General features: G+C 41.7%; 12 protein-coding genes. 7 read left to right on the plus strand and 5 right to left on the minus strand.

Annotated features, from left to right (window positions below):
- Window positions 1-186 precede the first annotated feature (186 nt).
- From BACINT_RS20710 to BACINT_RS20730, 5 genes are all read left to right on the plus strand, one after another.
- Entirely contained in the window at window positions 187-3,408 is a 3,222-nt protein-coding gene (locus tag BACINT_RS20710) for a SusC/RagA family TonB-linked outer membrane protein (protein WP_021968065.1), read from the plus strand.
- Between the two features lie 21 nt (window positions 3,409-3,429).
- Window positions 3,430-5,334, plus strand: a complete 1,905-nt coding sequence (locus BACINT_RS20715) for a RagB/SusD family nutrient uptake outer membrane protein (RefSeq protein ID WP_007666894.1) — start codon at window positions 3,430-3,432, stop codon at window positions 5,332-5,334.
- Window positions 5,335-5,353: 19 nt separating this feature from the next.
- The gene (locus BACINT_RS20720) at window positions 5,354-6,997 is read left to right on the plus strand and encodes a DUF5123 domain-containing protein (RefSeq protein ID WP_021968066.1); all 1,644 of its coding nucleotides are present in this window, start codon (window positions 5,354-5,356) and stop codon (window positions 6,995-6,997) included.
- A 254-nt stretch (window positions 6,998-7,251) separates the two neighbouring features.
- Window positions 7,252-10,470: a SusC/RagA family TonB-linked outer membrane protein gene (locus BACINT_RS20725; RefSeq protein ID WP_007666902.1), complete on the plus strand. Its 3,219-nt coding sequence runs from the start codon at window positions 7,252-7,254 to the stop codon at window positions 10,468-10,470.
- Window positions 10,471-10,491: 21 nt separating this feature from the next.
- A complete protein-coding gene (locus tag BACINT_RS20730; protein ID WP_007666905.1) occupies window positions 10,492-12,267 on the plus strand; it encodes a RagB/SusD family nutrient uptake outer membrane protein in 1,776 nt (591 codons plus the stop codon).
- A gap of 121 nt (window positions 12,268-12,388) precedes the next feature.
- Here BACINT_RS20730 and BACINT_RS20735 read toward each other — a convergent pair whose 3' ends face one another.
- The gene (locus tag BACINT_RS20735; protein WP_044155403.1) at window positions 12,389-16,831 is read right to left on the minus strand and encodes a hybrid sensor histidine kinase/response regulator transcription factor; all 4,443 of its coding nucleotides are present in this window, start codon (window positions 16,829-16,831) and stop codon (window positions 12,389-12,391) included.
- An 85-nt stretch (window positions 16,832-16,916) separates the two neighbouring features.
- Here BACINT_RS20735 and BACINT_RS20740 point away from each other — a divergent pair, with 85 nt between their 5' ends.
- On the plus strand, window positions 16,917-18,071 hold the full coding sequence (locus tag BACINT_RS20740) for a dienelactone hydrolase family protein (protein WP_007666909.1): 1,155 nt from the start codon (window positions 16,917-16,919) through the stop codon (window positions 18,069-18,071).
- 61 nt (window positions 18,072-18,132) lie between these two features.
- Here the strand turns inward: BACINT_RS20740 and BACINT_RS20745 are convergent, their stop codons facing one another.
- From BACINT_RS20745 to BACINT_RS20755, 3 genes are all read right to left on the minus strand, one after another.
- Entirely contained in the window at window positions 18,133-19,275 is a 1,143-nt protein-coding gene (locus BACINT_RS20745) for a dienelactone hydrolase family protein (protein WP_007666911.1), read from the minus strand.
- Window positions 19,276-19,284: 9 nt separating this feature from the next.
- Window positions 19,285-20,601: an acetylxylan esterase gene (locus tag BACINT_RS20750; RefSeq protein WP_007666913.1), complete on the minus strand. Its 1,317-nt coding sequence runs from the start codon at window positions 20,599-20,601 to the stop codon at window positions 19,285-19,287.
- A 137-nt stretch (window positions 20,602-20,738) separates the two neighbouring features.
- Entirely contained in the window at window positions 20,739-22,505 is a 1,767-nt protein-coding gene (locus BACINT_RS20755) for a pectinesterase family protein (RefSeq protein WP_007666915.1), read from the minus strand.
- A 148-nt stretch (window positions 22,506-22,653) separates the two neighbouring features.
- On the opposite strand from BACINT_RS20755, the gene BACINT_RS20760 reads away from it, so the two are divergent.
- Window positions 22,654-23,001 (plus strand): cupin domain-containing protein, encoded by a 348-nt coding sequence (locus BACINT_RS20760; protein WP_007666917.1) that lies wholly within the window; start codon window positions 22,654-22,656, stop codon window positions 22,999-23,001.
- A gap of 91 nt (window positions 23,002-23,092) precedes the next feature.
- Here BACINT_RS20760 and BACINT_RS20765 read toward each other — a convergent pair whose 3' ends face one another.
- The gene (locus BACINT_RS20765) at window positions 23,093-24,061 is read right to left on the minus strand and encodes a pectinesterase family protein (RefSeq protein WP_007666919.1); all 969 of its coding nucleotides are present in this window, start codon (window positions 24,059-24,061) and stop codon (window positions 23,093-23,095) included.
- Window positions 24,062-24,064 lie beyond the last annotated feature (3 nt).

The following is a 24,064-nucleotide window of genomic DNA, read 5'->3' on the forward strand; positions in this document are numbered from 1 at the left end:
TGTTATATAACATCATATAGGTTATTCACAAAAGCATATTAGACAGCAAATAACAAAAAATACTACCCTAAAAACAGATATTACACATTTATCTTTTTACATCCCTATACATTTGCAGCAAAGAATTAACAGTGTGCACGAACACACTAACGAAAAAAATCATACTAAATTAATAACATGCAAAGAATGTCTAACAAGATGAAAAACATGCGCGCCGCGTTACTATTCTTTTTAGTAGCCGTGATATCGCTTAGCGTATCAGCGCAAAATGTAGCCGTAACAGGTACTGTGACAGACAAGACGGGAGAAACCGTTATCGGTGCTTCCGTAGTAGAGAAAGGAAATGCCGGTAATGGTACTATTACCGATATTGATGGTAATTTTTCCCTTAATGTTCCCGCCAATGCCACATTAGTATTTTCTTATGTGGGAATGAAATCTCAGGAAATAGCCTTAAAAGGTAAAACTAAAGTTGACATTGTTATGGAAGATGATGCACAAGCTTTGGAAGAGGTTGTGGTTATCGGCTATGGTACAGTACAAAAGAAAGACTTGACCGGATCGGTCGCCTCTGTCAGTGCCAAACAATTGGAATCTATACCTGTATCAAGCGCATCAGAAGCATTACAAGGTAAGATGGCCGGTGTTCAGATTACAACAACTGAAGGTTCACCTGATGCAGATATCAAAATCCGTGTACGCGGTGGTGGTTCTCTTTCACAAGATAACTCGCCTCTTTATATCGTAGATGGTTTTCCGGTGTCCAGTATCAGTGATATTGCTCCCACAGATATCCAATCTGTAGACGTACTAAAAGATGCTTCTTCCACAGCAATCTACGGTGCACGTGGTGCCAACGGTGTTATTATTATAACTACTAAATCCGGTGCAGAAGGAAAAACACAAGTTAACTTCGGTGCATCTTATGGCTTCCGCAACGTAATCAAACAAGTAGGTGTATTGGACCCGTATGAATTCAGCCTTTATCAATACGAATTGGATCAGTCAGGTACATCTTACGGTGCATATAAAGATCTGGAAATCTACAAATCCAAAGAAGGTTCAAATTGGCAAGATCAATTATTTGGTCGTACAGGTAATCAACAGCAATACAACATCAGCGTAAGCGGCGGTACTAAATCTACCAAATTCAACATCAGCTACGCACGTAATGATGAAAAGAGTATCATGAGAGGCTCCGGATACTCCAAAAACAACATCAATGCTAAAATCAATACGGAAATCAACAAATGGTTAAGCCTTGATTTCAATGCCCGTCTGATACAACAGAAAATAGACGGTCTGAGCGGGGGTGCCGATAATGAAAGCAGTAAAGCATACTCATTAGTAGCCCGTGCCATCACTCATGCACCGGTAAAGGCATTAAATGAAGATTCCGAGGATGATGAAAACAGTACGAATGCGCGTTACACCCCATTGGAGCGCGTAGATGCAACCTATAAACAGCAAAGAAGATTCCGTCAGGACTACAACGTAGGTATAAACTGGGAACCGTTGAAAGGATTAAAGTTCAGAAGTGAATTCGGATATGGCTGGAAATTTGATGATACAGACCAAGTATGGGGATATAAAGCGACAGCAAACTCCAAATTCGGTCATGGTGGTCTTCCACAAGCATATCTGACAAATTCAGACAATAAAAACTGGAGAAATGCCAATACATTGACATACGAAAACAAGAAGTTATTTAATGGACGTGACCGGCTCAATGTCATGATCGGACATGAAGTCTCTACTTCTCAGGATACAAAAAAATATGTAACCTCCGTAGATTTCAGTAAAGATGCAACAACTAAAGAAATTCTTGCTGCTCTCGGTAACGGAACAGCGCTCCCTACCAGCACTTATATTGGCATTAAAGATAACTTGCTTTCATTCTTCGGACGTGCCAACTACACACTGATGGATAAATATTTGTTCACATTCACAATGCGTGCCGATGGTTCCAGTAAATTTGCCAAAGGCAGCCAATGGGGCTATTTCCCCTCAGGAGCTATCGCATGGCGCATCTACGATGAGGCTTTCATGAATAATGCCAAAGAATGGTTATCCAATCTGAAGGTTCGCGTAAGTTATGGTACAGCAGGTAACAATCGTATCCCAAGTGGTTCTATGTACACCACTTATTCGGTTGCCGGAACTTCCGAAAAAGGTATCTATTTTGATGAAACAACAGCAGTCGTATTGAAACACGGTAATGTACTCTCCAATCCCGGATTAAAGTGGGAAACAACCGTCTCACGCAATGCTGGTATTGACTTTGGCTTCTTCAATAATCGCCTGTCCGGTGCTATTGATGTATATTGGAATACAACGAAAGACTTGTTGATGAAAACGACTATTGCTTCCAGTTCCGGTTATTCTTACCAATACAAGAACATGGGTCAGACATCTAACAAAGGTGTAGAACTCCAATTGGATGCTGTATTAGTGGATGCCAAAGATTTCGGCTTGAATTTCAATTTCAACATCTCATACAACCGCGGCAAGATTGACAAATTAAATGGCAGTTCATTCTGGCAAAGCAGTAGCTGGGCAGGAACAGCCGCAGCAGGTATCGAGGACTTCTTAGTGGAAGAAGGCGGACGTTTAGGCGAAGTATACGGTTACAAGACAGATGGTTTCTATACCGCTGATGATTTTACCTTCGACGCAGAAAAAGGAACCTACGCCCTGAAAGCAGGAGTTAACGACTGTAGCTCTCTTATTGGTGGCAAAGTATATCCCGGTTCCATTAAGCTGAAAGCGAATGAGGATGGTGAATATAAGAAAGAACGTTTAGGAAATACCGTACCTACCGTATCCGGAGGTTTTGGTCTGAATGCCCGTTGGAAAGGTTTTGACTTTACAGCTTTCTTTAACTACTCACTCGGAAACAAGATTGTGAATGCAACCAAACTGGGATCAAGTTTTTATAGTGGTTCATCCAAGAACTGGAATATCAATGATCATTTTACTTCAGCCAATCGCTATTCCTGGATTGATCCTTCAACAGGTACCAACTTGCTGAGCAGCGCTTCTATCAAAGCAAATGGTGAAGCATGGACTATCAACCGTCTGAACGAAGTAAATACAGGATCAAGCATTTGGAATCCTGCTGCCGCTACGGTTATGCCACTCGTTGACTGGGCTGTAGAAGATGGTTCTTTCCTGCGCGTCAATAACATTACAATCGGTTATACATTACCTAAACTGTTTGTAAGCAAACTGAATATACAAAATATCCGTATTTATGTTACAGGATACAATCTACATTGCTTTACCAAGTACTCAGGCACCGATCCTGAAGTAGATTGTTGTACAAGCACCCCTATGACCCCGGGTATCGATTATGCTGCATATCCTAAGAGCCGTTCATTCGTAGGAGGTATCAATGTTACATTCTAATTTTAAAGACAGAGAAGAATTATGAAAAAAATATTTAAATCATTTGCAATAGTAGGAATAGGTGCGATAATTCTCACTTCTTGTTCCGACTTCCTAGATCAAACCTCTCCTTCTGAAATGACCGGAGATGCTGTATTCAATTCAACCACCTACACCCAACAAGCCTTAAATAAGGTATATGCCGGTCTCACCAAAGATGAAACCTATGTACAGTCAGTACCTATCCATTTCGGAATGAACTCAGATATTGAATTGGTAGACGGATTGGGTGCAACCAACTCTAATTCTAATAATGAACGAGGTACATGCAACTACAATCCGCAGTTGAGTTGGTCAAAACTCAATAATAACTGGAAAGGTATGTACGAAGCCATTGAAAATGCCAACATTGTAGTTGAAGGTATAGAAGGTAGTGCACTGATTGCCGAAGGCAATGCTTCCAGAAGCAAGATGTTGATGTTCAAAGGAGAAGCACTGACATTGCGTGCCATGCTTTATCTGGATTTAATCCGTACTTACGGAGATGTACCTATGAAGTTTGAAACCACCAATACCGACGGCTCTAACATCTATTTAGGCAAAACAGACCGTGATGTTATCATGGAACGCCTAATTACGGATCTGGAAGAAGCAATCGGATATCTGCCTTGGGCAGGAACTTCCGGCTATACTACAGAGAAAATGACTAAAGGATTTGCCCATGGCTTGTTAGCCCGCATCGCCATGACATACGCCGGATATTCTATCCGCGAAAGTTCTAAATCCGGTTATGAAAATATGCCTGATTGCGATGCAACTTATCCAACACAACGTCCGGGCACAGAAAAACGTAGAGAGCTCTATACTCTTGCTGTGAAACACTTAGATGCCATTATTGCCAGCGGTTATCACAAGCTTAACCCTTCTTATGAAAACGAATGGTATCTACTGAACCAGCTAACTTTAGATCAGACTTATCAGGAGAATTTATATGAAGTAGCACATGGCGTAAGTTTCTCCGGAGAAATGGGATATACCATCGGTGTCCGCATCAACGGAAAAACAACTTACTACGGAGCAAAAGGTAACTCAAGTGGTAAAGTAAAAGTTACAGCTCCCTTCTTCTGGAGCTTTAATAAAAATGACCAACGCCGTGATTTAACTTTTGCCAATTTCGATATCAGAGAAGGAGATAATGGCAATACTATTGAAACAATGCAGGGAAATTCTCCATTTGGTATATACTTAGCAAAATGGGATCCCCGCAAGATGACAGACAAATGGCTGAATGCAGCAAGAGCATCCGCTGACAAAGTAGCTACAGGTATCAACAATGTTATCATGAGATATTCTGACGTATTATTACTATATGCAGAAGCACTGAATGAGCTTCAAGGTGCTGATGCTGTTGGACCTACATGTGGCTTAAGCGCAAGAAAAGCTTTTGAAGAAGTACGCAGCCGCGCATTTGCCGAAACACACAAAGCTGAAGCAATCAGCTATGTCAATAGTTTAAGTAGTGGTGATGAATTTTTCAATGCACTCGTTGACGAACGTGCCTGGGAATTTGCAGGTGAAGCTATCCGTAAATGGGACTTGATACGTTGGGGATTACTCTCACAAAAAATAGAAGAGGCTAAAGCTGCTTATAAAGAACTCATCAAGGTAGCCCCTAAAAAGTTATACTATAAAATGAAAGCTGACAAACCGGGAGAAATTGATCCCGAAAGTATCTGCTGGTACGAAGAGCCACAAGTCACTACTGACTATAAAAGCGTAAACTTCTGGGGCTCTGAGAACGAAGAAACCGGTAGCAATGTTGTGGATAATCTGCCATACATCAGTGCAGGTTTGAACACTCCGGTTATCAACAGACACGTATTCCCGATCGGAGCCACTACAATATCCGACTCTAATGGAACGTTACAGAACTCTTATGGATTCTAACATCATAAAAACAACGGTTATGAAAGCAAATAAACTAAAATATATAGCCTTATCAGGAGCATTCATGCTCCTGACAGCATTCGCCACTATATCTTGTGACGATGCAAACGACTGGACTACTGATTCATCTTATAACAGACTGTTCAGTGTACCCAAAATGAGTGTATCAGCTAATGCTACAGATGCTGAACTCACATGGTCTACCACTCCAGGAACTGAATATTATATTATTGAAATCAGTTTGGATAGTTTATACGATGATGTAGCTATGGGAACTGGCAAAGGATCAATTATATACGGCGAAGACAAATCTATCACTAAATCTCCCTACACTTTGGAAGGTTTATACAGTGACAGCAAGTATTTTATTCGTATGAAGGCATTTTCTTCCAATACTCCGGAATCTAAATGGGGATATATGAGCGATTTCTCATTCAAGACTCGTACCGAGCAAATCTTTGAGAAATTCTCAGTTAGCCATGACAAGATAACGCTATACTGGCCTGCAAATTCCACTGCTGACCGCATCGAAATTATAGACACTAACGGAACTGTAGTAAAGAGTATTATTTTGACTTCTGCTAATCTGGAAGATGGCACCATTGTTATAGATGGTCTGACCCCTCTTACATCTTATACTGCAATTCTTTATAATAAGGAATCAAAACGCGGTGTCATAGATTTTACAACAACAGCCAAAGTACCTGATGCTGACCATACAGCTTTCTTGCAAGCAGGTGATTCCCTGAACAATGACCTGTTCACTACAATGGCTGAAGCAGGCTACCAGACTGTAAACATTGCATTGCCTGCCGGAAGTTCTTATTACAACGAAAACAATATAAACATCCCTGACGGCATGTCTGTAACATTCTTCGGTTTACCAGGAGAAACACAAGCCATCATTGGTGTCAAGGGTATTGATATTGCAGGAACTCACAGCTTCATCAAATTTGAGAATGTAGAAATTACAGGTTCCGGTAGAAAAGCAGACGGTAATAATACAACCAATGATTATCTCTTCAACCAGTCAAAAGCTGCTACTGTTGGGGCTATTGAATTCAGCAATAGTTTCATCCATGGCTTCAAAAACACTCCAGTAAGATTGCAGGGGTCTGATGAGAAAATTATCAATCTCGTAAAATTTGAAAACTGTATAGTATATGGAGCAGATGCAAGAACTTACAGTCTTATACATGTAGACGCAAGTAAAGGCAAAGGAAAGATTGAAAATATCGAATTCAGTAAAACAACCATTGTCTATAGCGGAAAATGTTTAGTGTACAGTAGAAACACAGACTTTACGTCCTTAATATTGTCTGATTGTACATTCAGTAAACTTTTAGGTAGCGGTGACTATCTATTGGATTGTGACAAAAATGGTAACGGTCCGTCACAGGGAGTAACAATCACCAATTGTATCTTTGGTAGTACACTGGCTGAAGGCAAGGGAATTCGTGCTAATGATAAACCTGTAGAAGTTACCAATAGTTATATTACGAATGACATGAAAATCACAGGTAACAAAATAAACGACTTGATTACTTATGACGGTGGTGAGACTGACCTTTTCAAAGATCCCAGTCAATATGACTTTACCATTATCGATGGAAGTTTTGCAGGTAAAACAAACTGTGGTGACCCAAAATGGTACATGAAATAATAATACCTTCGCAAACAGAATATCAGAATTAAATTTAAATAAAGAGGCTATCCCAAAATAAAATTTGAGATAGCCTCTTTTATCATCTTTTCCCCTATTTATAGCCTTCAAATCTACAAAAAACACAATATTTCCCATAAAACAACAAATTTTTACCCATGCTTAATTTTGTTAACCTATACTTTTGTGTTCGATAACGGAAAGATAAGGCACATTGTTGACCTCATTTTTTAATAACTATAAAAAACATCATTATGGATTTAAAAAGACTTGCCAAAAGGGCATTAGCTACTCTATCATTGAGTATGTTGTGTTTAGTCGCTCTTGCACAAGGTCGCCAAGTTACAGGTACTATTATAGATAGTACAGGCGACCCCGTGATAGGCGCAAATGTATTGGAAGTTGGTACTACCAACGGAGTAATAACTGACATTGACGGTAATTTCCGCCTGATGGTGCAGCCCAATGCAAAACTCCAAATTTCTTTTATCGGTTATATTACACAAGTCATTACGGTAGGTAACCAGAACAACATTAAAGTAACTTTAAAAGATGATGCACAGGCACTCGACGAGGTGGTTGTTGTAGGTTACGGTTCTATGAAGAAAAATGACGTGACAGGTTCTTTATCCTCAGTATCTGCTGATAAATTGGCTGCACGCGGTGCTCTCCGTATAGAAGATGCATTGCAAGGCTCAGTACCAGGTGTCAACATTACTCAGTCAAACAGCCGTGCCAACGGTAGTTTCAATATTCAAATCCGTGGTCAAGCCTCCATCAATAATACAAGCGGTCCGCTTTATGTAGTAGATGGCATGGTCGTATCTTCTATTGACTTCCTGAATCCCGAAGACATTGAACGTATTGACGTTCTGAAAGATGCTTCCTCTACAGCAATTTATGGTTCACGCGCCTCAGAAGGAGTAGTTATTATTTCTACAAAAGGAACCGGAGCAGGACAAAATAAGGCCCAACCAGTGGAAATTACTTATGACGGCTACTACGGCATCCGTAAAGTAGCACGCATGCCGGATTTCATGGATGCAACTGAATGGATGAACTATCGTTTTGCACGCTACACAACGGGAAGTTCCGACGAAACAGGACGTGGTGCATACAAGATTACTGATAGCGACCTGCAATCCGTATTTCAAAATGGTACTGAATGGAAAGGTTCTCCTTTATATAATAGCTGGCTAAACAATGAAGGCTATGATTGGGCGGACATGGTACTGCGAACGGCATCTCAACAAAACCACTTTATCAGTGCAAGCGGTGCAACTGAAAAAACAAATTATCGTTTAGGTATCGGTTATCAAGGTGAAGAAAATGTATTTAAAAAGAATGATTATAATCGTATCAATATCAAAGGATCATTCGACAGCAAACTGTCAAAGGTTGTAGAAGCAGGTATAGCTGTCAACTTAGTGCACGATGTGCAGAACGACTGGATTACCGATACTTCGAATGCTTATTCTCCTTACAACAATGCATTCTGGTTTGCTCCGGTGGTTTCACCGTGGGATGAAGACGGTAATTTGCTGGCTATCCCGGCAAAAGTAGGCAATATGTCCTTAACTTCTACACCTTCTCCGTTGGTAGACTTCGAACTTGACGCTTACGAGAATGAAACTCGTAAATTCCACGTCTTCGGTAACGTTTATATGCGTTTTAACATTATGGATGGTTTGAAATTCACAACCACCCTATCCCCTAATTATTATCATGGCCGTCAAGGTATCTTTATGGGTACCGGCGTTTCCGAAAAGTATCCTTTGGGAACAGCTTATTATCAGAACCAGAAACACAATCAGGCTTCCGTAATCAATACAGAACGCTTAGACTGGACATGGGACAACCAAATTGACTTCAGCAAAACATGGGGACAACATAGATTAAATGCAATGGGATTATTCTCCATGTATGCCAGCAATAGGGAAACCTATACTCAGACTGTAACTGATATTTCAGATGATAAACTCTCATACCATTCCATGGAGAAAGGTTCGGGTACGAAAACTATTAAATCCACTTATACAGAATCCTCTTTGGTGTCTGTAGCTGCCCGTTTAAACTATGCCTACAAAGAACGCTACATGGCTACCGTTACCATGCGTACCGATGGTTCTTCACGCTTTGCCAAAGACAATCGTTGGGGATGGTTCCCCTCTGCTGCTGTAGCATGGCGCGCTTCGGAAGAAGATTTCCTGAAAGACGTAGAATGGCTGGACAACTTGAAACTGCGTGTATCTTACGGTATCACGGGTAACAACAATGTGGGTGACTATGCTACTGCATCTTCTGCTTCAGGTCCTAATTATTCCGTTATTGGCGGACAGGAATATCAAGGCTATTATGCCAACGGGTTAATTGACAGAAACCTAATTTGGGAAAAGATTAAAGAATTCAATTTCGGTGTTGACTTCTCTGTTCTTCAAAATCGCATTAACTTAACTGCAGATACTTATCGCCGTTTATCCGACGGACAAATCATGAAGGCCACTGTTCCTTTGGAAACAGGTGAAGGTTCTATTACAACCAACATTGGTGCTGTACGTAATACCGGTATCGAATTAGGATTGAATCTTGGAGTTATCCGTAACAAAAATTTCACATGGGACGTAAATCTTGCATTCGCTCGTAACTGGAGTAAAATTACCGAGCTTCCTAATGGAGACGATGTCAGCAACAATTGGTTCATCGGCGAACGTCTGAACGTTTTGCGCGATTACACAAGTGCTGGAATCATCACTACCGATGGTATCACCATGCGCACAAAAGATGGAGACCGTCATTATACCCTTCAAGAAGTATACGATACCTTTGGTCCTGGCGGACAAGGATTAAAATGGTATGAAGGTCAGATGGCTGTAAACGATTGGAATAATGACGGCAAGATTAATGATGAAGATAAACAAATCTTCGGCTGTACAGATCCTAAGTGGACAGGTAGTTTAAGCTCTACTATGACTTACAAGGGATTCGACTTCTCCTTTATGCTCTACACGAAACAAGGACAATGGTCACGCAGTTATTTCCACGAACAATATATGAACTATGGTGATCGCGGACGTCAAAAAGTGAATTTTGATTATTACATCCCTGCAGGAACCCCTGTTCTGGACAAAAACACAGGAGATGTAACCTATCTGTCAGAAGCACACATAGGCAAATATCCTTATCCAAACAATACAGAAAAAACAGGAGGCGGTTACTTCAGCAGCAGTAGTGCAGCAGTGCGTTATCACAAAACATCCTTTGTGAAAGTGAAAAATATCACATTAGGTTACACTTTCCCGAAAGCATGGCTAAGCAAAATTGCCGTAAAACATCTGCGCCTCTATGTAAATGTAATCAATCCTTTCTGTTTCACCGACTATGAAGGTTTCGATCCTGAATGGGCCAGCGCAAACCTGACAAACGGCGGACCTGCGTCTGTTACTTACCAGATTGGTGCGAACATTAAATTCTAACAATATAAATTTATAAGAGCTATGAAGATTTATAAAAAATTACTATATGCAATGTTCATGATTGGTTCCATGACATTGACTGGTTGCGATGACTTTCTCACACCGGATAATAAGAGTTCTGTGACGGATACCGACTATTTCAGTACAGCGTCAGGGTTCCAATCTCTCGTTTATGATGCATACGCCCAACTGATTGATATATATAACAGTGCAGATGCACCGGTATATTTCAATGCCGGTACCGACCTCTATCAAGATGGACGTAATGATATTGATGCCGCACTTCACCGTTGGTCAAACTTTACACCAGAACATGGTAAGGTTAAGACTTTTTATACCGATTGTTATGATGGTATCCGTTCTTGCCTTTCCATCCAATACTATGCACCGGCAGCGAACGTCAGCGATGCTGTAAAGCAAAAAGCCATTGACGAAGGTCGCTTTGTACAGGCCTTGTTCTATTATCTGTTGGTTAATAATTATGGTGGTGTACCGTTAGTCACAGAGTATGCCAGCACAGCTATCAAAGGTTATCCGCGTGCAACAGCTGAACAAGTATATACTTATATTATAGATGAGTTGAAAAGTATCATTTCCAACAACAGACTGACAAGTTCCAGTGCTACAAAAGGCGGGGGTGAAGCCAGTATTGAAGCTGCTAAAGCATTGCTGGCAAAGACTTATCTTTCTGCTGCATGGGATTTAAATAACCAATCTTACTTCACCGAAGCTGCCAAATATGCCGACGAGGTTATCAATGGGCGCTCATTAACTACTGAATTTGCCGATTTATGGGCAGCCGACAGTTCAGGTGACGATGATGCCGAATTTATCTTCGACATAGAATACGATTATAACAGTACCCACGATCAAAATGCAGGTAACCGCTGGCAATCATTCTACTCCAATTACTACGGTGGTGCCGAAGAAGGAATGAAGAATGGTTCCTCACTATGCATTCCCCTCATGCATACACTGAGATGTTTTGAAAAAGGTGATAAACGCTATGATGCAACTTTCCTGAAAACATTATTAGTGAAAAAGGCATGGGATCCAGCTCAAGGATTTAAAGAAAACGGATCACCATTGGGAGACTACTTCTCTTTTTATAGTAACGGAAATACCGCACAAGGAAAAATGGTTGGTGTATATTATCCTGCATATTGGGAATGTGACGCAGCATCAGTTGCCGCATGGCGTGCCAAAGATCCGGCAAACCGTGCCGAAACATTCATTATTCCGCAAAATGAAATGACAGCCCAAATGGAACCCATGTCAACCTATATGGAAGATCTCAAAGAATATCCCAACGGTATCATTACAAAGTATGACTTTGAAGAATCACAAAAGAAGAGTTGGGCAGTGCATCCTTGCCGCAAGTTCGACGACAGTAAGACTGCACAATACAGTGCCGGAAGAAGTTTCCGTGACCTACATGTCATTACATTGCCGGAAATCTTCTTTGTTGCCGCTGAAGCTTATTTCAAGGCAGGCAATGATGGAACAGCCCTCAAACGCTTGAATACTGTACGCAAACGTGCAGGTCTTGCTGACGCAACAAGTATTGATATTGATGTTATTCTGAAAGAATCAGCTTGTGAAATGTACGGAAACGGTTATCGCCGTATGGATCTCCGCCGCACCGGCAAACTTATTGAATATAATAACCTACATAATCCCCATTTGAAGGGCAACGCAGCATCAATCATCGGTCAAAAAACATTATGGCCTATCCCACAAGCAGCTATTGATGCAAATGACGATTTGACTTCCGACGATCAAAATCCGGGATATTAAATAAGTAAATGAGATTCTCATAGATTATCCATACAAAGAAACGAGTCTATGAGTAAGATCGGGAGATTTTAAAGTAGACATTCTTTGCAAGGAAGAGGGGGCTTTACGCCCTCTCTGTTGTTTATTTTTTCCCCTTATCTCTATACTCAGTAGGTGTCATTCCCATCTTCTGTTTAAAGCACTTACTGAAATAACGCGGATCATTAATGCCCACCATATAAGCAATCTGAGTCATGGAATACTCTCCCGTCTCAATAAGCTGGACAGCGCGTTTAATACGCATTTCTTTGATAAACTCAATAGGAGCCAATCCGGTCAGTGTCTTCAGCTTTTTGAAGAATACAGAACGGCTGACAGCCAACTCTTGTACCAGATCATCTACCACCAATTCACCATTATCCATATTCTTTTCCATCAGATCTACCAGTTTATCCATAAACTTACGGTCGTTAGGAGACATTTCAGGGCCTTTTTCTTCCACTGTTTCTTCTTCGGAAGTAGTAGCAAGAGTTCCAGTCATTAAGTTATTGCGATAGATGCCCTGCAGCTTCTGACGTTGAGTCAGCAGATTCTTTACACGCGCTTTCAGATAAGTGGCACTGAACGGTTTGGTAATATAGTCATCAGCTCCATACTCCAAGCCTTCCAGTTTGCTCTCAATAGAAGTCTTAGCTGTCAACAATACAATAGGAATATGGCTGGTCGTCATGTCTGCACGCAATTCACGAGTCATAGCTATACCATCCTTTTCGGGCATCATCACATCACTGATGATAATATCCGGTAAGAATTTCAAGGCTTTACTCCACCCCTGCATACCATCTACCGCTTCCACAATCCTATATTCGGAAGCAAAGATACTGCGCAAGAACAGACGGAGTTCTGAATTATCTTCCACAAGCAGCATCGTCCCTTTAGCATCTGTATCTTCTCCGGCCTCATCCGGAAGAGTTTCCTCCTTCGACTCATTGGAGCTAAGTACGTCCGTCACTTGTTCTGCAACTCCCATACCCACAGTAGTATCATCCTGTAAGAATTCCACTGTTTCATCATAATGCTCTTTTCCTTTCAGAAAATCGACTTTAAAGCAACTACCCTCACCCAGTTTACTGTCAACAGTAATAACTGCCTTGTGCATCTCCACCAACTCTTTTACTAATGACAAACCAATGCCTGTGCTGGATTGATTAAACAAGTTACGGTCTACCAAATTCTCAAAACGGACAAACAAGGATTTTTTCTTATTATCCGCAATGCCTATTCCCTGATCTTCCACACCTACGGAAACCGTTTCTTCATCTTCACGCACTAAAACAGTAATCATCTTCCCGTTTGGAGTGTACTTAAAGGCATTAGAAAGCAGATTGAATACTATTTTCTCAAACTTATCAACATCCACCCACAAATATAATTCCTCCTTCTCTGTTTCAAACAGGAAGTCTATCTGATGTTCTTCGGCAACCGACTCAAAGTTTTCCATGATTTTACGGGTAAAAGCAACTACATTTATGCGTTGCACCTGCATCTTCATCTTCCGGTTCTGTATCTTCCGGAAGTCCAAGATCTGATTGATAAGCCTCAACATCCGATTTGTATTCCGTTCCACCACCTGTAATTGCTCACGTGCATCAGCCGGAAGTTTCGTATTTGCCAGAACGTATTCCACAGGCCCCGAGATCAAAGTCAACGGAGTACGCAGTTCGTGGGAGATATCAGTAAAAAAGCGCAGCTTCATATCTGTCATTTGTTGCTCTACAGATACTTCATGTTTCAGACGATAAATAGTGAACAGAATATAAACAGCCGTCACAATAATCAGTATAACGAACAGCACATACAGGAAGTAGGCAAATGGAGTTTCCCAGAAAGAAGGAAGAATCTCAATATTCAGTATGCGCGTATTTTCTGTCCACACCCCATCCCCATTAGTCGAACGAACTTTAAAAATATAGTGTCCTTTCGGTAAGTTGGTATAAGTGGCAGCACGCTGCTTACCAACAAAATTCCAGGCTTTTTCAAAACCTTCCAGAATATAAGCATACTGAATTTCAGAAGGTGCAGAATAATCAAGTGCAGCGAACTGAATTGTGAAAATATTCTCCCGATGGGATAATACCAGTTCACTCGTATCATCCAAACCTAGTTTCAGAACCGAACCTTGTCCCGGCTGCACGTCCTCATTGGCTATCAATAATTTGGATAATACAATCGGCGGTACATAGTTACTTTTACAAATAGAATCCGGATTAAAGTAAAAGATACCTGTATTAGCCCCGAAAAGTATATTCCCCGAGGCCGTATATTCCGAAGCTGCCTCACTGAAACGTACACGGAAGAAAATCTCTTGATCTGCATAGTTTTCAAACGTCTCTTCAGAGGGAATAAATTTGCTTATGCCATTCTCAGAACTCAACCACAAATTACCGTTCTTATCTTCCTGTATGGAAAGCAGCACATCCGAAGGGAGTCCATCTTGTACTGTATACGATTTGAAAGTAGCATTACCATTGCCGTCCAATGACACCAGTTTATTCAGTCCGCCACCAAAAGTTGCAATGAAAAGTTCCTGATCACGAGTCGATGCAATCCAATGTACATCATTATTGCTCAAACTATGTTCATTATCCGGAACACGCAGAAAATGATGAAACTTCACATCTTCGGGATTCTTGAAGTCGGCATCTATCATCAGTGCACCAATGGTAGTCCCTATCCATATATGTCCTTTATGGTCTCCTGTAATAAAACGGGCTTTGTAGCAATAGTCAATGGGATATCCTTTCAGATTATTACGGTGGTTCACAAAAATTACCTTTCCACCCTGATCACGTGTCATATAGTTTATTCCACCGGCAAAAGTAGCTATCCAGATACGTCCGTGGCTATCTTCATACACACAGTAAACATTGTCGTCACTCAAACTATAAATATCCTCTTCCTGATGCTGATAACGAGTCAATTTATAGTGAGATCCATCTTTTTGCTTCTCGGCTTTCACCAGACCATCCCCTTTCGTTGCAATCCAAAGATTTTGTTTGCTATCCTGCAAAATGAAATATACATTACCACGCAATGGTGTACCACCGTGCGACACTGTACCATTTTCAGTCAAATAACCTTTATCTACACGATTCTTATCATATACTCGTAATTTTCCATCTTTCAGACCCACCCATAAATTCTGGTCCATATCTTCACAAAGGGCACGAACTTCATTACTCAAAGACTCATAATCATGTGGCATGGGAGTCATTACACGAAACTGGGATGGCCGGAAGGTCACTTTTTCCAGTCCTTTAGAATGCGTACACATCCACAAATCACCCTGCCGGTCAGAAAAAGCTGCATGAATTTTATTAGAGAAACGCCAGTCACTTCCTGACAGACTATTATAGAATGGATGTAAACTATTGCTTTTCCGATCAAAATATGAAAATCCACCCCCATAAGGATGTACCCACAGTACACCATTAATATCCTCATGAATATGAAAAGCCGGACGTGATCGGTCGGTACTGGTAGGCTCCACCGGTACTTTCTCTTGTTTCAGGATACGTGTACGCGGATTGAAGTGCACCACTGTACCCGGAATATGCTGTTCAAACCAGACCTCGGACGCCTTATCTACATAAACCGAGTGAATAGATGCATTTGGAAAGCGGGAAGCCGGAAAATGTTCTATCGCTTTCGTCTTAGGTTGATATGAGAAAAAACCATCTTTCGCAGTAGTAAATATCAGTTCATTACCCTCCACGCTATTGATAGAAACAATACGGGAAGATGCAGGCAAATTCTGCAACTGAAATTGTCCATTTTCCTTTTGATAGCACCACACCCGTCCGTTATCCGAACCAAAATAGATTTCCGAATTATATTCCAGACAAGAGTAAAAAGCTTGTCCTCCTTTCTTTTCCCGTTCAGCAGCATCTACAAAATAAGATGTCGGAGTAGTCTGTCCCGCTGTCAACATTCCTAATCCGTTATCAGACAATATCCATTCATTACCCAAAAGGTCTTCATATACCCCAAAAACACGAGTGGCAGAGAATTGACCTGATTGAGCAGAATACCATTGTGAAGTTAAACTATAATCTTCCGGATTCGTATCTATGCGAATGGCGCCTTCTGTTTCAGTCAGCAACCAAACCGCGCCACCCGAAAGGGCTTCTATCTTCGTGACATTGACTGCACTGCCCCCTTCACCTTCAGCCGGAACACGCTCAAATGCTTCCGTACGTGGATCAAAACGATAGGCATGATTATCATAAGTCTGTAACCAAAGAAAGCCATACTTATCCTCCACCATATAATCTACACGATTATGGCTCAACACAATACGGTTATCAAGACGTGCCTTATATGTTTTAAACGAATAACCGTTAAACTTATTAATACCATCCCAAGTAGCAAACCACATATTCCCTTTGCGATCTTGCAGGATGCTCATTACTGTATTTTGAGAAAGTCCGTCTTCAGACGAATAATGGGTAAAGAAACAATCCGGTTGTGCTTTTACTGATAATACACACACCAACCCAACTATCAGATATAAGATTTTTTTCATCATAACAGGCTTATTCTATGCGGTAAAGATACGTATTTCATAGAAAAATCATGTATCTTTGTTTAGTTTTTAACAACCACTGACCATGAAACGCATTACAACCATTTTCCTAATAGTTCTCTTCGGACATCTTGGCATAATTGCACAAACTGACACCACCGCCTATGGTGTTGTAAAAAACATGCCTGTCTTCTATGAGCAACTGAAACAGCAACTTACCTTTCCAATGGCATGGGGCAATTCCCCCGTCCGTAAATTTGAGACATGGCGTACCCTGGCACGGGAAACCTTATTGGACTGTATGCAGAATTTCCCCCCTGCTCCCGCTGATTATGCCATGGAAGTAATCGCTACCGAACAACGCAATGGATATAAAGCTCAAAAAATACTATTTAATGTATCGAAATGGTGCCGCATCCCCGCCTATCTGCTAATACCTGACGGTGAAGGTCCTTTCCCGGCAGTCGTTATGTTGCACGATCATGGTGCACACTTTTCCATCGGTAAAGAAAAAATGGTTCGTCCATTCGGAGTAAGTACTGAAATCATGGCAGATGCAGACGACTGGGCATCCCGTTGCTACGACGGACAATATACAGGGGACTATTTTGCCGAACACGGTTATGTAGTACTTTCCATTGATGCCTTATTCTGGGGAGATCGCGGACGGAAAGAAGGAGTGAGCTATGACGGACAACAGGCATTAGCTTCCAATTTTCTGCAAATGGGGAGTTCATGGGGAGCATTCATCCATATAGATGATGTACGAAGTGCAGAATTTCTGGCTTCACTCCCATGTGTGAATAAGAATAAAGTAGGTTGCGTAGGTTTTTCGATGGGAGCCTATCGTTCATGGATGCTCGCTGCAATCACCGACTGCATAAAAGCCTCCGCATCCATCTGCTGGATGAACACTACTGAGTATCTGATGACACTAACCAACAATCAGAACAAAGGGGGATCAGCCTATTCCATGTTGATCCCCAACCTACGCCGCTATCTGGACTACCCGCATACGGCAAGCATTGCGTGCCCGAAACCAACTTTATTTTTCAACGGAAGCCAGGACAAGCTATTCCCGGTAGAAGGCGTGAAAGATGCATATAACATCATGCAGACAGTTTGGCAAAGTCAGAAAGCATCCGACCGCCTGGTTACTAAAATATGGGAAGAAAAGCACTTCTTCAACAAGGAAATGCAGAAAGAGACATTGGAATTTTTCGATAAATGGCTGAAATAAACTCTCATCATTTCAGCTAATGTTTCAAGACTGATAATCCTATAATATTAAGTGATAGAAATTATAACCACTTATTTAAGAAGTCCAAAATCTTTGCCTGTACCTTCTTACCGCAGTCATGCGGCATATCCCATAATTCTGTTACTAATTTATCTCCTGCCGAACGACTCTCCCACACTTCATGCATCTCCGCAAAGGCAGCTCTGACTCCTATCGGAGGGAACAGTTTATCATGTTCTCCATTCAAAAAAAGCATAGGCTTAGGGCAAGCAATAGAAGCAATATGCGGATAATCCAAATAACGACGAATACCAGGCAACATATTAGCAAAGCCTCCTCGCTCGCGACCATATTCCCATGAAAACTGGCAATCAGTGGTGGTCATCCAACAGATTGCAGCTCCAACCTGTATTTTATCTGATAGAGCCGAAAGCATCCAGGCACGATATCCTCCCATAGAGAATCCCATACAGGCAATACGCTTGGGGTCTACCTCAGGCAGGGTAGCGAGATAGTCTGTAGTATACATATCTTCATAATTCATAAACGCACTCAAACTACGTCCTAACATCATAAAATTCCCCGCATTATCGGCATACTTACTACCATCAGCCCCTTCTTTACGCCCGCGTTCACCCCAATAAAGAGCATCAACAGAAATAACCACATAACCATGGGCAGCCAAATAATCACCGGCATATTGCCCACCATAACAGTTTGCTGCCCAAGCGTCTGCATCATCCAGCACAGCTTTATCTACTCCAAAAGGTCGAATCATTTTCTCTTTACCAATTGTGTAATGCCCACCATGGTCGTGCAGAAGTACCACAGCCGGAAAAGGACCTTCACCATCAGGTATCAATACATAAGCATTCACACGAGAATACCCAGTCAGATTGAAACACAATTTCTTCGCCCGATATCCTTCACGCTGTTCTTCTGCCAATATTTCAGTTTCATACTTGGTAGTATAAGGTGGCGGGGCAAGCATAGCATCCAGCACTGTAGCACGTGCCTGCTTACGCCATTTCTTAAAATTCTTCACCGGACTATTCCCCCAAGCCATAGGATATGTCAACTCCTTTTTCAATTGATCTAAAAAGACCGGCATTTCCCGTTCTAATTCATAGGCAGGTAAATGTTGAGAAAGGGCGGTCGTCGAAACAACCAGCCCTATCATACCAAATAGCAATCCTTTTACCATAACTATTATTTATAACAAATGTCTCAATATCCACTTCAACTGTCCGTATTCCGTCGCATCAGAAGTCCAGTGCTCATTAATCGGAGTTATCAGTGCTTCCTTGGGGCAATCCAACACATTATAAACAGCATAACTGGTAGTAGGCGGACAGGTATCATCATTATATCCCCAAGTGATATAAGTAGGAACTTTAATCATACGGGCGAAGTTCACAACATCATAATATGCCATCGTTTTCAGCTTATCCGGAGTATCCATACCCTCTACTCTGAAAAAATGAGGATAGCCGCCTGCACGTCCTGCCTTGTAGCCTGCCATATCACTCAATGCCGGATGATTGGCTACGCAAGCTGTTACACGGCTATCCAGTCCGGTAGTAATCAGTGCCAAAGCTCCTCCCTGGCTGCCGCCCTGGACAATTACATTTTTACCATCCCATTCGGGCAGAGAAGTCAGGAGATCGATGCTGCGTACACAACCCAGATAGACACGTTTCATATAATAATTATCGCGGTTCTCCAACCCGTTATTTAAATAACCGTTCTCTCTGCCATTAAACGCATTGCTGATTTCCTTAAATTCTTCCGCACTCATCTCCGGATTCAGGCCATGTATCTCGATTTCGAAACGGATACATCCTTCTTCGGCATAATATTTATGGCGCAGAGGCTCCTTAATAGTTTTAATTCCAGCTCCCGGAGGGCAAAGTACAACCGGACAAGAACCTTTCACTGCATTCTTAGGATAGAAAAGATAACCATAAATGCACTGTCCACGGTTATTCAGCATTAATTTAATGAGATAACAATCAACCTTATCCGTACAATACTCCTCTGCAAGCTTTTTAGTATAAGTCAACGGATATTTGGCAGCTTCCGCTTTATTATTTTCCCAGAATTCTTTAAAATCTTTCGGCATCTGTGTGTAAGGTTGAATCTTTTCCGGTGAAAAGCCTACCTTCACATGATGTTTATAGCTTGTTCCATCCACAGTCGCTGTCAGACGGCAATCACGGAAACCGGGTTCTCTCATTGTCCCCACAGGTATTACCGCCTTTCCTTGCTTCAAAGTAACGGAACCGGAAGTATCCGCCGGCATCATGTCACCACCTATTTCATAAGAAACGGTTACGCCATCCTGCGGAATGCCGTATTTATAGAATTGCACCTCAACCGTAGCTTTCTCTCCGGTCTTATAAATCCAGCCAGCATGATTGGGCACGGTCACCCAAAGTACATCACTCCGGTACGGGTAGTTTTCCGCATATACAAATGACAGCGGAAAGATCAGGGCGAACAGCCATATAAACAAACTCTTTTTCATCATTATATTTTCAGTATTATCACATTATTTTACCACACGCAAAGAACATCTTCCTACCAAGTCCGTATCAACTCCGTGTCAAGGCCGTGTCAAGGCCGTAGTTATGAACACGGAGATGATACGGTTTTGACAAATGCCGGTCAGCGCTTTATGCTTAATAATTCATTCCCATTTTTTACCGGATTCCAACCATCCTCTCCAGTAAGTATGGAATCTATTTCATAACCTTTAAGATTCTTCAGTTGATGTGAGAAAGGTACACGTGCTTTTGGATTGGCACCTTCACCCGTACTTTCATATTCTGCATAGAATGCGGTCTTTTCCGCTTCCTTTTTACCCCAGTTATTCCAACCGGCAGGAGCAATATGCTTGCCTAAATTGCAACGAATAAATACAGCCTGCGCATACGAACGCCAGGGACGCGACAAATAAACATCCTGTACACCCTCAGCAGCCGTCAGTCGGCAATCATAAAATACATAACCATATTTCTGCCCTTGATCCGTAGAAGGTGCTGTCACATAGCCCCCACCTTTACTATGAATGTGACAACGATTGAATACAGCCGTAGACCAGCCAAAGATAAAATCGACCGTACCTTCTATATAGCAATCTTCATAGTACTGGCGACAACCTTTTCCATAGGTATAGAGCGTATCTTGGAAACCAAGGAAACGACAGTTTTTGAAAAAAGCACGATCAGCACTTACAAAACAGGCTACAGCCTGTCCTACCGGCCCCGAGGAATTCTCAAACGTAATATTCTCGGCATAAAAGTCCGGAGCATAAATATAGCAGGAAGAAGAACCGGAAGTTCCTTTTTCTCCACCAAAGCAATTCTTCTTCTGCGCATAATCATCATACGAAAGTATAGCACCCTCCTGACCTATCAAGGAAATGTTAATTTTGCTTTCGGGTACTACAATTTTCTCTTTATACACACCTTTACGCACCAATATCGTAGTACGGATATTCTTGCGGAAATCAGGAACAGCATCAATGGCTTCCTGTACAGTGAAAAAGTCTCCGCTACCATCCTGTGCCACTACGAAATCATAATGACGGACATACTTAGCCAATTCCGGTACTTCTTTAGCAATGGCATCCATAGCCAGACCGGCTACAATGCGGCCACCGTGTACATTCAAGTGGGTATTATCTTCGCGTCCTTTAGGTATAGCGGCAACCTGATTGGCAGGTACCCACATGAACAGCTTTTTAGAGTCTACTGGTCCCATACCTTCTACCAGGTCGTGCGTAATCTTATTCATATCCACAAATGCAACACCCAGTTCTTTCGCTACATTTCGAGGAGAGTCCAGATAGGCTCCATGCGTATCAATCAGCTTGTCACCTTCAGCAACAGCCGGCTGTTCCGAAGCTTCCCGCTTTGCATCCGGATTCACGCCTTTCTGAATATCATCCTGACAGATAGCCTGAGCAACTGCATTCCCGTCTGCTGTGCCGAAGTTCCGGCGCACAATGGAGTTAAACAAAACAGGGATGCCTCCCTTAGCACGTGTTTCATTTACAAAACGTTTCAGATTTTCATCAAAAGTACTTCCCGGGACTGTATGCCGCTTTGGGTCGGATTTCTCATCATTGTGTCCGAATTGGATAAATACATAATCACCTTTCTTCACTTGTGAGATTACCTTCTCCCAACGCCCTTCATCAATAAAGCTCTTGGAACTCCGTCCGTTCACGGCATGATTATCCACACGTATTTCCTCGGAGAGATAACCGGGCAACATTTGCCCCCACCCCCGTTCCGGGTTTTCACCCGTCAATGACTTATTAGCCATAGTGGAGTCTCCGATCATAAAAATCGTAATCACTGGTTTGTCAGCCTTGAAAGCAGAAAGCAAAAAAAACAACCCCAGTAATAATGTCAACTTATGTTTCATTGTTCATTATATATAAATAGTATTCTTAGTTTCCGGCTGCAATATTACCTAAAAACAGAAGATTTTAAGGGTAAAAAAAGTCGCAATCGGTAGAAAAATTAATATTAATCGTATATTTGCCGGTAAAATAATTAATCTGACTGGCAAAATGGAAAAGACAAGAAGTAACACCTTCATTCTTGAAAAAGAAATAGTATGGGAACCTGCAGGTGAAGGAGTGGTACGCCAAATCATGGGTTACGATGGACAAGTGATGCTTGTAAAAGTGAAATTCGAGCAAGGAGCTGTCGGTACACCACATACTCACTATCATACACAAACCACTTATGTGGCAAGCGGTAAATTTGAATTTACCGTAAATGGTGAAAAACAAATTGTAGAAACCGGAGACGGTGTTTACATCGAACCGAATGCAGTACATGGCTGTGTATGCCTTGAAGCTGGTATCCTGATAGACTGTTTCAGCCCCATGAGAGCAGATTTTCTAAAGTGCTAAATCCTGTCTGCAAGAAATTAACTTCTTGCGAACAAAAAGTTAACTTCCTGTCGACAAGGAATTAAGTTCTTGCAGGCAGGAAGTTAAGTTGTTATTTTGCAGGTTTCCAATCACTACACATTTTATAGATGTAACTCAAATCATCATATTGTGCAGCTTCCTTTTTCGTCAATTGTTTCGCCCACTTCACACGATCGGCTGCCGGAGCACCTTCTCCCGTACTTCCATATTCAGCATAACGGGCGGTCTTCTCATTTTCTACATTTCCCCAGTTATGCCAACCTTCGGGACGGATATGTTTGCCCATTTCGCAATTGATAAATACGGTAGCGGCATACGGACGCCAGGGACGTCCCAGATATACCTTATCCACACCGGGATCGGCAGTCAGCCGGCAGTTCTTGAAAACATATCCCACCGCAATATCTTTGGGTGTAGAAGCTGCCGTTACGTATGAATTGGTTTTACTCCGTATCTCGCAATTCTCAAACAATGCGGTAGAAGGACCAAATATAAAATCAGTAGTGCCATCAATATAGCAATCTGCAAAATAGAGTCGTGTACCAGCAGCACCTGTATAAATAGTATCCTGATTACCCAAAATACGGCAGTTTATGAATACCAGTTTATCACCTTCCGTATGGAGTGCCACAGCTTGTCCCAGTCTGGCAGCATTATTTTCTATAGTCAGGTTCTTGAAAGTTATGCTATTCCCCTCCACTTTCACTGTGTAGGTGCGAAAAGTACCCATTTTATTAATATTAGCGTGATCATCATACGTGATAATCGTGTTTTCCACGCTTTCACCAATGAATTCTACATTCTGCAACCAGGAAGGGATAACCACTTTTTCTTTATAAGTACCATTCTTTACCAGTACCGTCACTTTATAATCCATAAAAGCCCGGATACCTTCCATAGCTTCTGTCAAAGTACGATAGTCTCCCGAACCATCGCGGGATACAACAATCGTATCCTTCCATTGCGTCTGTGCCGACAATGGGATGATCCCCACCAAGAGAAGAACTATACCGCATAAATAATAAGCCAGTCGTTTCATTGT

Source organism: Bacteroides intestinalis DSM 17393 (assembly GCF_000172175.1).
Taxonomy (GTDB): Bacteria; Bacteroidota; Bacteroidia; order Bacteroidales; family Bacteroidaceae; genus Bacteroides; species Bacteroides intestinalis.

Coding starts and splice junctions, on each gene's coding strand:
- BACINT_RS20710 (WP_021968065.1), top strand. CDS start 187: ATGTCTAACAAGATGAAAAACATGCGCGCCGCGTTACTATTCTTTTTA.
- BACINT_RS20715 (WP_007666894.1), top strand. CDS start 3,430: ATGAAAAAAATATTTAAATCATTTGCAATAGTAGGAATAGGTGCGATA.
- BACINT_RS20720 (WP_021968066.1), top strand. CDS start 5,354: ATGAAAGCAAATAAACTAAAATATATAGCCTTATCAGGAGCATTCATG.
- BACINT_RS20725 (WP_007666902.1), top strand. CDS start 7,252: ATGGATTTAAAAAGACTTGCCAAAAGGGCATTAGCTACTCTATCATTG.
- BACINT_RS20730 (WP_007666905.1), top strand. CDS start 10,492: ATGAAGATTTATAAAAAATTACTATATGCAATGTTCATGATTGGTTCC.
- BACINT_RS20735 (WP_044155403.1), bottom strand. CDS start 16,831: ATGAAAAAAATCTTATATCTGATAGTTGGGTTGGTGTGTGTATTATCA.
- BACINT_RS20740 (WP_007666909.1), top strand. CDS start 16,917: ATGAAACGCATTACAACCATTTTCCTAATAGTTCTCTTCGGACATCTT.
- BACINT_RS20745 (WP_007666911.1), bottom strand. CDS start 19,275: ATGGTAAAAGGATTGCTATTTGGTATGATAGGGCTGGTTGTTTCGACG.
- BACINT_RS20750 (WP_007666913.1), bottom strand. CDS start 20,601: ATGATGAAAAAGAGTTTGTTTATATGGCTGTTCGCCCTGATCTTTCCG.
- BACINT_RS20755 (WP_007666915.1), bottom strand. CDS start 22,505: ATGAAACATAAGTTGACATTATTACTGGGGTTGTTTTTTTTGCTTTCT.
- BACINT_RS20760 (WP_007666917.1), top strand. CDS start 22,654: ATGGAAAAGACAAGAAGTAACACCTTCATTCTTGAAAAAGAAATAGTA.
- BACINT_RS20765 (WP_007666919.1), bottom strand. CDS start 24,061: ATGAAACGACTGGCTTATTATTTATGCGGTATAGTTCTTCTCTTGGTG.